This window comes from Frankia sp. CoWAU3, assembly GCF_977971855.1.
Genome location: NZ_CDWWXB010000088.1, coordinates 1 through 13,310 on the forward strand (window position 1 = coordinate 1; position 13,310 = coordinate 13,310).

Below are 13,310 nucleotides of genomic sequence, written 5' to 3' on the forward strand. Positions count from 1 at the left end.
ATATCTGGGCGTGCGGAGCTGGTTTGCGCGGCCCGTGCCGGGTACGCATGGGGAAAGAGACGCTTCGCTCGCGCTGTGTCGCCCAGGGCGCCCCGAGTCACCCCACAGCACGTCTACAAAACGTCACCAATCACAACGTAGCGTGATCTCTGCGCGGCCCTGCTTTCATACCGGGAAATCCACGGTCACGGGAACCCGGCGGCGCCGGCTTCGCGAGCGGTACCAGCGGCACGACGGCGGGCAAGCACGTGCAGCTGTGCCGCGAGGTCACGGAACGGCTCCAGGGCGGCCGCGGCCAGTTCCAGGCGCAGCAGCCGCTGCGCGGTGAAGGGATCGGAGTCGACCCGTGCCCCGGGGACCAGGTCGGCGAACACGCGCACCCCGTGGACGTCGACGACGTCCGCGCCCGCCGCGTTCACCAGCGCGACGATCTCGGCGGTGGTGAACCCGGCGGGCGGCCGGGGCGCCCCGGCGCCCCGGCCGGTCAGCACGGCCTGCGCCTGCTCGAAGCGACCCGCCAGGGCGCGGGCGAGCACCGTGGCAGCCCGGCCCGCGACGACGAGGCTGAGAACGCCTCCCGGGCGCAGCACCGGCAGGGCCCCCGCCAGCGCGGCCTCGGGATCGTCAACGACGTCGAGGACGGAGTGGCACAGCAACAAATCGGCGGTCTCGGCTCCGACGATGCCGGTCAGGTCAGCCAGATCGCCCTGCTCGGCCGTGACCCGGTCGGCGACGCCCCGTTCGTCGGCGCGACGGCGCAACGCTGCCAGGGCGTCCGGCGACGGGTCCACGACGATCACCAGGTAGCCCTCGACCGCCAGGGGTACGGCGAAGCCACCACTCCCACCGCCCGCGTCAACGATGATCGGCGGGATGGCTGTGGCCGCCGGGGCCACCGACCAGGCCGGAACCCCCGCTGCCGATCCGGGCAGGACCGTCCGCAGGCCGTGCCAGATCGCGGCCTGCCGCAGATCCGCGCCGGTGACATGGCTGGTCATGCGTGTCGCGCCTCCTCACGCCGGCTTCGTCGGCGCCGCCGTCAGCCCGCTCGCCCACGCCGGAGGACCAGGCGCGTCACCGACCCACGGTGAGGCCTATGGCGACCCCGACAACCAGCCCGCCAGCCGACAGCCCTACGACCCGCAGTACCCAGATGTTGCGACGCGCAACGGCGGACGGCACGGCCCGATGCGCGCCGCGGTGCCGATGCTCAGAACCGGTGAGGACCATCGATGATCTCCTGCTCCGCCAACCACTACCCCTCGGAAAGTAACCGATAGTGACCGATGATCACCGTAAACGCAACCGCTCGTCACCCACCCGGGGCGCCGCCGGGCCGACCACGGTCAGCCTGCCCTCGGCCCGGCGACATGACCATCGTGACCTCCCCAGGCCCGACCGGACCGGCGCCGGCGATCATCGGTTGGGACGGCAGGCCCAGCACGCCCTCGACAACCCCGATGAACAGATCGACCTGACGGATCAGATCATCGGCCTCCCGCCTGGTCACTACCTTCAGCCCGGCCTCGGCCGCCGATCGCCGGGCGGCCCCCGCCGCGAAGAACTCCGCCCACTCCGCGAGCTCGGGGGCCACCCGGACAAGCAGGCGCCAGGCACTCACGGGCCGACCGCGACGACCGGGACGGGGCCGGGCCCGGTCCGCCAGGACAGCGGCCGCCGCCCGCAGCGCCGCGAGGTGGGCGAGGGCGTAGCGCTCCCCGGCCGCCTGGGCGTACTCGGCCTCACCGAGACCGCGCCGGGCGGCGACCAACAGATCGTCGCGGGAGCGGCGAGGCAACCCCGCCGCCGACACCAGGGCCCGTCCAACCGGCCCGGTTGATCCACCGTGCGCCCCGGTAGATCCACCGGGGCCGCCAAACGCACCCTTACCGCGGGCCGCTCCTCCCGCCGGGTCCGAGCCACTGTCCGAGCCACTGATCGGCCGACTGGTCACGGTGGCCACAACACCTCCCGAGTCTCGAACATAGATTCGATCACGAAGTAGTGAACCCTCGCCGGGGCCGCCCGTCAAGCATCGAGGTATCGAACACGCGATCGAGCAGATCCGGCGACCTCGGACTCGACCACCCGAAGAAACCAGCCGAGGACGAGCAGGGCCACCACGTCGGGAACCCATCCCAGCCGCGGGTCCGCGGCTTTCCCCCGACAGACATGTCCCGAATCCGCACCTGTCGTCCGGGCCACCCGGGTAACCCTCGGGTCGAGCGCATCCGGATCGGCCACGACAAGCGCCGTTCCGTCCAGCGCAAACCGGATGATGTTCACATCACGGTGACCCACGAGCCCGCTGGCGAACTCGCCGCGGGTCGGCCTGAGCCAACGCAGCGTGGCACCGTCCGACAGGCGCACCCAGCCCCCGTGGCGGCCTGGCTCGAAGGCGGCCAGGGGCACCCGTCCCATGGGTTCGACCAGACGGATCCCGAAACCGTCGAGGTCGGTCTCCAGCACGAACGGCCGGCCGCCATCAGCTCGACCCGGCCCCGCGACCACCAGTCGGCCAGCAGCGCGCCCTCGTCGGTCTCGACGTGCACGTGCCGGACCGAGGTGTGCCGGGATACCGACTCGATCCGGAAGATCAGCTCATGCGGCAGTCCGCCGGCACGTCGCAGGAGAAGGTCCGCCCCGGCCATCGTCCGCGGTGTCCTGGTCCGGGTCACCGCCGGGGTCACCGCCGACGCGGGCCGCCTCGCCAGGCTCCTGGGCACCGTGATCGCCATGTTCCCAACCCCCTCCGCCTCGCCGGCCGTCTCCCGGCCGTCTGCCGCCTCGATTTCGTGGACTCAGTGCACCTCCAAGCGATCAACACCCACTGCACGCACAATCACCAGAACCATTGAGAATGCGTTGATCGGAACACCTGGATTCCGCGATCGGGTCACACGACACCCCACGGAGTCGGACCGCCACCCGCGTCGCACCGGACACCGGGCGCCGGAGCAGGCCTGACGCGGAAACGACAGGGGCCGTTCCAGATCGGTAGTTGCCGCCATGTCCCCTCCCGGCGCACGCTGCGGTAATACAGACATCACCGGGGGTCGTACGAGAGGACCAGATGCCTGACCGCGACAGCCTGCAGTTCGCCATCCTCGGCCCGTTGGAGATCACTGCCGGGGGAGCACCCATCGTGCTCGGCGGCACCCAGCGCAAGGTGCTGATGGCCGCGTTGCTGCTGGAAGCCGGTCAGGTGGTGCCCGGTCACCGGCTGCTGGAGGTGATCTGGGGGGACCCACCGCCGGAGAAGGCGCTGGCCACATTGCGTACCCATGTCAGCGAGCTGCGGCGGCGGCTGGAGACCGGTTCCGAGGTGCTGTTGCGCAAGGGGACCGGGTACGTCCTTGACGTGCGCCCGGAGCAGATCGACTCCGAACAGGCCCGTCGGCTGCTGGAACAAGGCCGGCGCGCGGTGGACGACGGTGACCCGGTGAGCGCGATCGCCCCGTTGCAGGAGGCCCAGGCCCTCTGGCGGGGACCGCCGCTGGTCGACCTGATCGACTACCCGTTCACCCGAGCCTACGTGGACGCCCTCGACGAACTCCAGCTCGACATCGCCAAGACCCGGATCGCCGCCGATCTCTCCCTGGGTCGTCATCACGAGGTCATCGGGGATCTGCGCGTGCTGGTGACACGGCACCCCCACGACGACGGGCTGCGCCGAGAGCTGGTTCTCGCCTTCTACCGGGACGGTCGGATCGAGGACGCGGCCCGGGCCTGCCGGGAGGGCCTGGAGGCGCCGCACGACCTGGGGCTGGACTCCGCGATGTTGCAGCAGCTGCAGGAGGACGTGCTGCGCGGCGCGTCCAGCCTGGCCTGGACCCCGCCCCGCTCGCTCGACCGGCGGGTCTCCGTGGCGCCCACGAGCCAGGGGGGGTACCAGCTGCCCCCGGACATCCGCGAATACACCGGGCGCGACACGATCCAGGCCCAGGTGCACGCCATGCTGACCGATCCGGTCGGGCTGTCACGGGGAACCGTGGTGGCGGCGTTCGCGGGTAAGGCCGGCGCAGGCAAGACCGCCTTGGCCGTGCACATCGCGCATCGCGTCCGCACGGGGTTCACCGACACGCTGTACGTGGACCTGCGGGGCAACAGCAGCCCGCTGGCCCCGGCCCGGGTGCTGTCCCGGTTCGTCCAGACGCTCGGGGTCAGCCGCTCCGCGGTACCGGCCGACCCCGACGATCTCGGCGAGATGTACCGGGAGCTGCTCGCGACCCGCAAGGTCCTGATCATCCTCGACAACGCGGGGGGCGAGGCACAGATCCGGCCGCTGCTGCCGACCAGCCCGGGCTGCGCGGTCATCATCACGAGTCGGTCGCGGCTGCACGGTCTGAGCGCCCCGTACTGGATGGTGGACGTCCTGCTGCCCAGTGACGCGGTGGAGCTGCTGGCCAAGATGGTCAGCACGCAGCGGGTCGACACCGAGCCCGAGGCCGCGCGTGACATCGTCGGCCTGTGCGGCTACCTACCGCTGGCGATCCAGATCGCCGGGCGCAAGCTGGCCGCCCATCCGCACTGGAAACTGGCCCGCCTGGCCGGGCGGCTCGCCAACGAACGCGACCGGCTGTCCTGGCTGGAGGCCGGCGACCTGGAGATCCGGGCCAGCTTCTCGCTGAGCTACGAGGGCCGGCCGCCGGACGAGCAGCGCGCCTTCCGGCTGCTGTCGCTGCCCGCGATGAGCGATTTCGCGCCATGGGCCGCGGCGGCGGTCCTCGACCTCGACGAAGCCGAGGACGTCGTCGACCGGCTCGCCGACGCCCAGCTACTCGAACGACGTGGCGCCGACCGGACGGGAACCGAGCGCTACCGCTTTCACGACCTGCTCCGGGTGTTCGCCCGGGAGCGCGAGACCGGGGTCGGCACCCCGCTCGGCCACCCCGCGGCCCCGGGTCGGATCCCCGAGGCCGGCGGGGACAACCGTCACACCGGCAACGGGCACACCGGCAACGGGCACCACGACGCTGCCGGGGCCCCCTCCACCGTGTCCGGAGAACACCGGGCGGCCTTGGGGCGGCTGCTGTACGCCTATCTGGCGATGCTGCGGGAGGCGGTCGACACCTTCAGCCCCGGCGGGGTGCGCACCCTCACCCCCGTCGCCGAGGACGCGGCTGCGCTCACGACAGGGGCCGTGTTTCGGTTTGAACAGGCAGGCGTCGCCGACCTGGTCGGTCGGCCGCTGGTCTGGTTCGGCGGGGAACGGGGAAACCTCCTGAGCCTGATCGACCAGGCCCACGCGGCCGGTCTCGACGAGCCGACCTGGCTGCTCGCCACCGAGGCCGCCGAGTTCTACGCCTTCGCGGCGCACTGGGGCGACTGGGAGCAGAGCCACGTCCTGGGGCTGGCCGCGGCCCGCCGGGGCGGGCACCGCCTCGCCGAGGCGACGCTGCTGACCAACCTCGCCGAGCGCGACATCACGCTGGCCTTCGAGGACGCCTTCTGGCGACTGGACGCGGACGGCACGGACCCCGACGATCAACCGGCGGTCGAGGTCTACCGGGCTACGGTCGACCACCTGACGCTGGCCACGGAACGCCTCACCCGCGCCCGGAAGATCTTCGTCGACTTCGGCGACGAGCTGGGTGAGGCCCGGACGCTGCGCGGGCTGGCCGACGCCTGCCGCGGTCGGGGGGAGTTCTCCGCGGCTCTGGTCCACTTCGAGGCCGGCCTGGAGATGATGCGCCGGGGCGGCGCCCGCAAGGCCGAGGCGGAGACCCTGGTGAACGTCGCCATGGTCCACGGCGACCGCGACGAGCTCACCGACGGCATCAACTGCCTGACGATGAGCCTGTCGATCGCCCGCAAACTCGGCAACCGCCCGCTGGAGGCGCTGGCCCTGCGCCGGTTGGGCGATCTCCACCGTTTCCAGTACCGGTTGGACCGGGCTCTGGCAAGCTACAACGAGAGCCTGCCGCTGCTCGCCGAGCTACCCGACACCCGCTGGGAGCCACGCGTGCTCATCCGCCGGGGTGACATCCTCGCCCAGATGGACGACCATCCGGCGGCGCGGCGATCCTGGCAGCAGGGCATCACGCTGCTACGTCAGCAGGGCTCCCCCGAGCTGCCGGCCGCCGAGGAACGGCTGAGCGCACCGGTCACGGCCGAGCCCACCCAGTTCACCAGCGGGCGGCTGCTCAGCACGTTCGATCCGGCGTACTTCATCGCCCGGATCGCATCGTCCCGGCGCAGCGTCCGGTTACTCAACACCTGGACGGATCTGGCGACCCCCGAGCACCGGACCGCCTTCGCCGGCGCGGTGCTCGCGGCGGTCGACGCCGGAGCGATCATTCAGGTGCTCCTACTCGACCCGGACTCCCCGGCCGTGGCCGGACGAGCCGCCGACCTCCTGCACAGCGTCGACGTACCGGGCATGATCCGCTCGAACCTGCTGGTCCTCGAGGCACTGCGGGATCGGCTCGCTCCCGTCCTGCGCTCCCGGCTCGCGGTGCGTCTCTACACCGAACAGCCCCTGACGACGTATCACCGCTGGGACACCGGGGCGCTGGTCTCGACGTTCCCCGTCGGGTACTCCTCGGCCGCCGCGACCCAGCACGAGGCGGCCGTCTCCTCCACCCTGGTCCAGTTCGTCGAACAGCACTTCGAGCGGCTCTGGAGTCTGGAAGGGAGCACCGCCTTGGACGACTATCTGCGGGTGCCGCTGCGCGTCTCCCCGTCGGACGCGGGCCATCTCGAGGTACAGACCGAGTTCGTGCGCCTCGACGGGGCGGTGTACGTCTCCTCCCCCGACCTCGTCGCGCTGCTGGGCCGCGGCGGTCCGGACGGCCTGCTCGCGGAGGTGGCGGGCGACGGTCGGCATGTACTGGCTGGAACCGGGCGGTGCCGGATGGTACCCCTGCGCGACAACGACGGCGCCGGGGCCGTGGCCACGGCCTTCGCCGACAAGTACGGGGCCGCCCGGGACAGCTTGCTGCGCCTGTCATCGGTGCGGCGATGAGCACGCTTGTCACCGTCGACTTCTGGCGGGTGCCCCGGCGACGGATCGGTTACGCCCTGGCGCGGATGGCCGCCGACCGTACCGCCCTGCGGCACACACCGGGACTGACCTTCGCAAAACTGCTGGGCACCGGTTCGGCGAGCAGTTTCACCCTGCGCGACGCCGATCCGTGCCAGTGGGCGATGGTCGCCGTCTGGTCCTCCCCGTCGGCGGCCCGTTCCTTCGAACGATCCGCGGCGGTGCCGGCATGGTCGTCGCTGGCCGAAGAACGCTGGCGGATCGACCTTCACCCGCTGTCGTCACGTGGGCGATGGTCACGGCAGGAGCCCTTCGGCGACCCGGCGGCGTCGAACGTTCCGCCTCCCACGAGCGCCCCCGCGGCGGTCGCGGTGATCACCCGGGCCCGCATCGCCCTGCGGCACACCCTCGCCTTCCGCCAAGCGGTGCCGGCGGTGGCGGTCGACCTCGCCGAGGCCGAGGGTCTGATCTTCGCGGCTGGCATCGGGGAGGCGCCGATCGGCTTACAGGGAACGTTCAGCCTCTGGCAGGACGCGGCGTCGCTGCGCAGGTTCGCTTACGGCCGCCCCGCGCACAGCGAGGTCGTCCGGCGCACACCGATGGTCGGCTGGTACAGCGAGGAACTGTTCGCGCGGTTCGCGGTGCTCGGCTCGCGGGGGACGCTGGGCGGGCGGGATCCTCTCCTGCAGGTCAGCCCCGGGCCGACGTTGACGCCGCGTTGAAGATCCAGCCACGGCTCCCCGCCGTATCCGGGCGGGGACACGGCCTGCTTTGACGCCCCGTTGAACGGCACCCGCCACCGTGGAGGGGCCGCCCGCACCTTCCCACGCCCCGCACCTTCCCACGAACCGGGTGAAGCAAGCCGCATGTCGATACCCCGCGAGCAGGCGCCCTGGACGCAGCCCCCCGCCGTCGGGTTCTGATCGCGACACCGGTGAGCGAACGGGTCGCGCGGCTCGTCACTCGGCACGACTCCGCCCGGCTACGCCCGGAGCTGGCCACCCGGCCGACGGGCCTGGCCGACGCCCTGGTCGAACTGCGGCCGCACACCCTCGTCGTCGGGGTGAACGCGGTGGATGGACCGGCACTCGAACGGTGGGCCACCGCGGTCCGCACGGACCCGGCGGAGGCCGGCCGGGACCGACCCCTGCTGCTGGTCCGCCGGGGCACCTCCCTCGCTGCCGTCGACCTGGCCGCCGCGGCCCGCCACCGGATCGAGGTGCGCAACACCCCCGAGGTCAACGCCCGGCACGTCGCCCGGTTCATCGTCTACCGGCTGTTCGACCCGCTCGGCGACGCACCCGGCGCCGAGTCGGCCGGGGCCGCCACGCGCACCGACCGGCCGGGCGTGCTCGGCCTCGTCGGCGCCGGAAACATCAACAGCCGGGTCGCCCGGGAGGGCGTCGCACGCGGCTGGCACCTGGCCGTGCACGCTCCCTCACTCGCGGCGAGGCCGGCGACGATCGCGCGCTGGGCGGCGAAGCACCGACTGCCGGTAGACCGGATCCACGTCGCCCGCACCGTCGAGGACGTCCTCGACGCCGCCGATCTGATCAGCATCGCCGCGCCCCTCGTGCACGACGGGCCCCGGATATCCGCGGGCATGATCGACATGCGGCACGTCAAGTCGTTCACCGGCCGCCGACTCGTGTCGGTCAGCGAACCGCGCGTCTTCACCGACCGGGCGCTGGTCGACGCCTACGACCGCCGCGACCTGGAGGCCGTGATCGACAACGCCCCCCGGTTCCTCGGCCCGGTCCGCGAGCTGCTCGCGGGGCGGATCGCCGAGGACGGCGGGGAGCCGCGGCGCGGATTCACTCTCTGCTCCGTGGCGATGCACAGTCCCGCCTGCAGCGACGATCTCGATCAGGCGTTCCTCGCGGTGGTCGGGCGGGCCGACCTGGACGACCTCGTCGGGAACGACCTCACCGGGAACGGCCCGAAGGACGATCGTCATGACCTGGCCGATCGCCGGGGCGATCGGCAGGGCACCGGCCGCCGGGCCGTCGAGGACCCGGCCTCTGACGGTTCCGCCGTCGACAAGCACGACGTGGTGGTCGTCGGCGGCGGGATCGTCGGACTCACGATCGCGCTCGTGCTGCGGCTGCGAGGCCACCCCGTCCGGGTCCTCGACGCCGCGCCGGCCGACCGGGCAGACCCTGCCGCCCAGGGCACGACGTTCGCGGGGACGAACGGTCGGCACCTGTCGGCGACCGAGACCCTGCCGCAGGCGGACGCGAGCCGCGTGGGTGTCCTCGATCGCGATCCGACGCACGGCGGCTGGCGGCTACGGGACCCGGAGTCGCTGTCGGAGCCGGAGAGGGCCTGGGCCGCCGCCTTCGAGCAGCGCGCCGATCGTCCCGGGCTGCACGCGGTGGCCCGGGACCTGGTGATCGCCCTGAACCGGCTGGGGTTGCGCGGGTGGGAGCATCTTTTCGCGCTCGCCGACGGCGGGGACGGGCTCGCTACCGGGTGCGGGTTGCGCTGGGACGCCCGCATCCCGCGGATCTATCTCGGTCCGGACGACCTCGCCGCGGGCGAGCGGCTGCAGCGGTCCGCGGGGGGGCGGGTCGTTCGGTTGTCCCGGGCGGACCTGGTTCGCGACTGGCCCGCGCTGGGCCGCTCGATCCCGCTGCCCGGCGGCGTCCGGGAGGTGACCGCAGCGGTCGAGGTGGACGGCTACGCGGTCAACATCCACGATCTGGCCACGGTACTCATCGACCGGCTGCGGGCCGCGGGCGTCGAGGTGCGCGCCGGCACCCGGGTGGAACGCATCGAGACCGACATCGAGACCGGCATCGACGGGAACCCCGACGGCAACGGGAACGAGGCCGGGCACGAAATCGGGAACGGAGCCGGCAGCGGGGTCCGGCTGCATCTCGCGGACGGCTCGACCCTGCGCACCGGCTGGGCCGTGGTGACCGTTGGCCGGCCGCGACCTGCAGCGGCTGCTGGGCGCCGCCTGGCCCGGCGCCGGTGCCGTCGCGCATCTGCTCGGCCTCTCGCTGACCCTGCCGAACCCGGGTCTGCGACGGCCGGTGAAGGTCCACGCCGGAGATCCCCTCGGTGTGATCAATGTGACGCTGTCCGCCGATGGTGCCAGGATCCATGTCAGCGGCGGATTCGGGTATCTGGGCACCGCCGTGCGGGCGGCCGCGGACAGCGGCGTCGCCCGTCTGCGCGCGGTTTTCGAGCAGGCGGTCGCCGGCCTGTTCCCGACGCTGCGCCGGCCTGACGGCAGTGTGGAGATGCTCGACGTCCGCGTCTGCGAGCGCCCGGCGACCCCGGACGGCCTCCCCCTTGTCGAGGCCGTGGCAGACCACGGCGGCCGGGTGATCGTGGCGGCAGGGACGAACGCGGGTGGCACCGTGCAGGCCCCGGCGGTGGCCATGCTGGTGGCCGACCTCCTCGCCGGCACGCCGCGCTGCGCCACGCTCGCCATGGCCGGTGATCGGGCCGGTCTCCCACCCATCCGGAGTTAGCACCCTCCACATCAGTGGAATGACGTTACGTAGCAGTAATTCCCATCGCCGAGCGGTGCCGGCGGGCGGCGAGTTATCGTCGAGCGACGTGATGGTGCGCCCCAGCCTCCTGGCTCGCCGGACCCGACTCGTGGGGCCAGGTCGGCGATCCGGGCGCGGACAGGAGGCGACGCCGGTGACCGACGTGGACGTGAGGGTGGTCCGCTGGTCCCCGAGCCGGATGCGCACCCGGCTCGACGATGTCATCGCGGTCTACAAGGCCGCTTTCCTCGATCACCACGAGCCTGACCCGCAGCGGGCCGCCCGGGACCGGGCCGCCCATGCGCGCCGGCACTTCGAGCGGCGGGACCTTCGTGCCGTGGCGGCCGTCACACCCCACGACGAACTCATCGGGATCACCTACGCCCTGCCCGGCCGGGTCGGCCAGTGGTGGCACGACGTCGTCGCCGGCGCGCTCCCGCCGGACTCGGCCGCGTACTGGCTCGACGACTGTCTCGAGATCGTGGAGCTGCACGTCCTGCCCGCCTACCAGGGCCGGGCGATCGGGCGCACCATACTGCGGGAGCTGCTGCGCGGGGCCCCGCAACGCACGGCCGCGCTGTCCGCCCTCGAACCCCCGGGCAGTCCGGCGCGCCGGTTGTACGATCATGAGGGATTCGTTCCATTGTTGTCCGACTTCCAGTTCCCCGGGACCCTCACCCCCTACGCCGTGCTCGGCAAGGAGCTCCGCGGACGCTCCCCCGCCCGTCCCGACGGCGCCTCCGCCCAAGGAGCCGACCGGCACGCACCGGTACGATGACCGCCGACGCGCTCTTCACCGGATCGGCGCGGCCGACGCGGCCCACCGCGGTGCCGTGGATCTTCGCGGCGGCCACCGTGGCGGTGCAGCTCCCCTGTCCGTTGGTCACCGGATCCGCCGGGGCGGCGCTCGCCATCGCCTCGATCGTGCTGTTCTTCGCATCCTCGGTGAGCCACGCCCTGCTCACCCGTGGCCGAGCGTGGACCGCCGGGTTTCTCGCCGTGACCGTCGGCGGCGGGCTGCTCGTGGAGACCGTGGGCGTGCACACCGGCTGGCCCTTCGGCCGCTACGTCTACGGCTCCGCCCTGGGCACCCGCCTGTACGGCGTCCCGGTCGTGGTGCCGATGGCCTGGGCGATGGCGACCTACCCGGCGTATGTCCTGGCCCGTCGCCACCACCGCGGCCGGGCGCGCACCGTCGTGCTGGCCGCGCTCGTCCTCGCGGCCTGGGATCTTTTCATCGACCCGCAGATGGTCGCCGCGGGGTACTGGCGGTGGCTCGGCGGCGGCCCGACGCTCAACGGAATCCCACTCACCAACACCGCCGGCTGGATGGCCGTCGCGATCGCCATGACCGCGGCGTTGACGGCGCTTCCGGACCAGGCCGGGAGCACGGCTCGCGACGAGCGCGCCCCGCTCGCCCTTCTCCTGTGGGCCTACGTCTCCTCGACGCTGGCGAACCTCACCTTCTTCGACCGTCCCGGTGTGGCCGCGGCCGGCGGGATCGCGATGGGGGCTGCGCTCGTCGCGGCGGCCCGGACCGGACCCCGGGACCGTGCCCGGGCCGGGGACCGCCCGGTCCCGGCGGGCTCCCCACCACGATGACGACGCCGTGGCGGACAGGGCACGGGACGGGGCACCGGACGGTAGCGAGATCCCCGGCCCGGTGGACGGAATCCCCGGCCCGGTGGCTTGCCGGGCGATGCTGGTCGGGTGCGGTACTGTCCGCCGCGGTGGCGTCCACCGCCATCGCCGTGCACACAGCGGTGAACGCGCGGCTGCTACGCGTCCCACCGCCGGCCCGGCCGGTACGCGAACGGGTGACGGTCGTGCTACCCGTCCGCGACGAGGCCGGGAGCCTGCCGCGGTGCCTGTCGGCCCTGCTCGGCTCACGGTGGGTGCCCGGCCTCGAGATCCTCGTCTACGACGACGGTTCCACCGACGGCACCGGGGAGATCCTCGCGCGGTGGGCGGCGAGGGACGACCGGATCGTCGCGCTGCGCGGTGCGGAGCCGCCCGCCGGCTGGCTCGGCAAACCGCACGCCTGCGCCCGGGCCGCGGCGGCGGCCACGGTCCTCGTCTTCGTCGACGCCGACGTCACGGTGGCCCCCGACGGCGTCGCGCGGACCGTTCTCCTCCTGCGGGACGCCGGCCTCGACCTCGTCTCCCCCTACCCGCGCCAGGAGGCGGCCGGTGTCGCCGAAAGGCTGATCCAACCCCTGCTCCAGTGGTCGTGGCTGGCGCTGCTGCCGCTGCGGCTGGCCGAACGCTCCGTCCGGCCGTCGCTTTCGGCGGCGGGCGGACAGCTGCTGGCCGTGGACGTGGCGGCCTACCGCCGGGCCGGCGGCCACGAGGGTGTCCGGGACCAGGTCATCGAGGATGTCGCCCTGCTGCGCAGGCTCAAGCGTGCCGGCGGGCGGGGAGTGGTCGTGGACGGCACCGATCTCGCGGTCAACCGGATGTACTCCGGATGGTCACAGCTGCGGGACGGCTACGCGAAGTCGCTGGCCGTCGCCGGTGGAAGCACGCTCGGCAGCGTCGGGCAGATCGGCATGCTGGCCTGGCTGTTCGTCGTGCCGGCGGTGGCGGCACTGGGTGGCTCGGGCCCGGGCGCGGTCGGGTACCTCGCCGGGGTCGCCGGCCGGGTGCTCGCCGCCCGCCGCACGGGCGGCCGGAGCTGGCCCGACGCCGCCGCTCATCCGGCTTCCGTGAGCCTGTTGGGCTATCTGACTGCGGTGTCGTGGTGGCGTCGTCGGCGGGGTACCGCCCGATGGAAGGGACGACCGGTTACCCGCTGCCCCTGACCACTGGTCCGCACCCCGCAC

Annotated in this window: 9 protein-coding genes and 1 pseudogene; 7 read left to right on the forward strand and 3 right to left on the reverse strand. The window is 72.8% G+C overall.

Annotation, left to right across the window (positions count from 1 at the left end; translation table 11 throughout):
* Positions 1-185 precede the first annotated feature (185 nt).
* The 3 genes from AC08ON_RS10000 to AC08ON_RS10010 form a co-directional block, all read right to left on the reverse strand.
* Positions 186-998: a methyltransferase domain-containing protein gene (locus AC08ON_RS10000; protein ID WP_476607342.1), complete on the reverse strand. Its 813-nt coding sequence runs from the start codon at positions 996-998 to the stop codon at positions 186-188.
* A 314-nt stretch (positions 999-1,312) separates the two neighbouring features.
* Complete coding sequence (locus AC08ON_RS10005; RefSeq protein WP_476607343.1) at positions 1,313-1,813, reverse strand: SAV_6107 family HEPN domain-containing protein; 501 nt, start codon at positions 1,811-1,813, stop codon at positions 1,313-1,315.
* A gap of 215 nt (positions 1,814-2,028) precedes the next feature.
* Positions 2,029-2,469, reverse strand: a complete 441-nt coding sequence (locus AC08ON_RS10010) for a hypothetical protein (protein ID WP_476616832.1) — start codon at positions 2,467-2,469, stop codon at positions 2,029-2,031.
* 604 nt (positions 2,470-3,073) lie between these two features.
* On the opposite strand from AC08ON_RS10010, the gene AC08ON_RS10015 reads away from it, so the two are divergent.
* The 7 genes and pseudogenes from AC08ON_RS10015 (at position 3,074) to AC08ON_RS10045 (ending at position 13,289) form a co-directional block, all read left to right on the forward strand.
* Positions 3,074-6,967 (forward strand): BTAD domain-containing putative transcriptional regulator, encoded by a 3,894-nt coding sequence (locus AC08ON_RS10015; protein WP_476607345.1) that lies wholly within the window; start codon positions 3,074-3,076, stop codon positions 6,965-6,967.
* Entirely contained in the window at positions 6,964-7,707 is a 744-nt protein-coding gene (locus AC08ON_RS10020) for a spheroidene monooxygenase (RefSeq protein ID WP_476607346.1), read from the forward strand. Before AC08ON_RS10015 ends, AC08ON_RS10020 begins: the two co-directional genes overlap by 4 nt.
* Positions 7,708-8,819: 1,112 nt before the next feature.
* Positions 8,820-9,827: pseudogene (locus AC08ON_RS10025) on the forward strand (FAD-dependent oxidoreductase); the annotation flags it as partial.
* Between the two features lie 196 nt (positions 9,828-10,023).
* Positions 10,024-10,467: an FAD-dependent oxidoreductase gene (locus AC08ON_RS10030; protein ID WP_476607347.1), complete on the forward strand. Its 444-nt coding sequence runs from the start codon at positions 10,024-10,026 to the stop codon at positions 10,465-10,467.
* 175 nt (positions 10,468-10,642) lie between these two features.
* Entirely contained in the window at positions 10,643-11,266 is a 624-nt protein-coding gene (locus AC08ON_RS10035; RefSeq protein WP_476607348.1) for a GNAT family N-acetyltransferase, read from the forward strand.
* Positions 11,263-12,090 (forward strand): bisanhydrobacterioruberin hydratase CruF, encoded by an 828-nt coding sequence (gene cruF / locus AC08ON_RS10040; RefSeq protein WP_476607349.1) that lies wholly within the window; start codon positions 11,263-11,265, stop codon positions 12,088-12,090. The genes AC08ON_RS10035 and cruF overlap by 4 nt, the downstream gene beginning before the upstream one ends.
* 128 nt (positions 12,091-12,218) lie before the next feature.
* Positions 12,219-13,289 (forward strand): glycosyltransferase family 2 protein, encoded by a 1,071-nt coding sequence (locus tag AC08ON_RS10045; RefSeq protein WP_476607350.1) that lies wholly within the window; start codon positions 12,219-12,221, stop codon positions 13,287-13,289.
* Positions 13,290-13,310 lie beyond the last annotated feature (21 nt).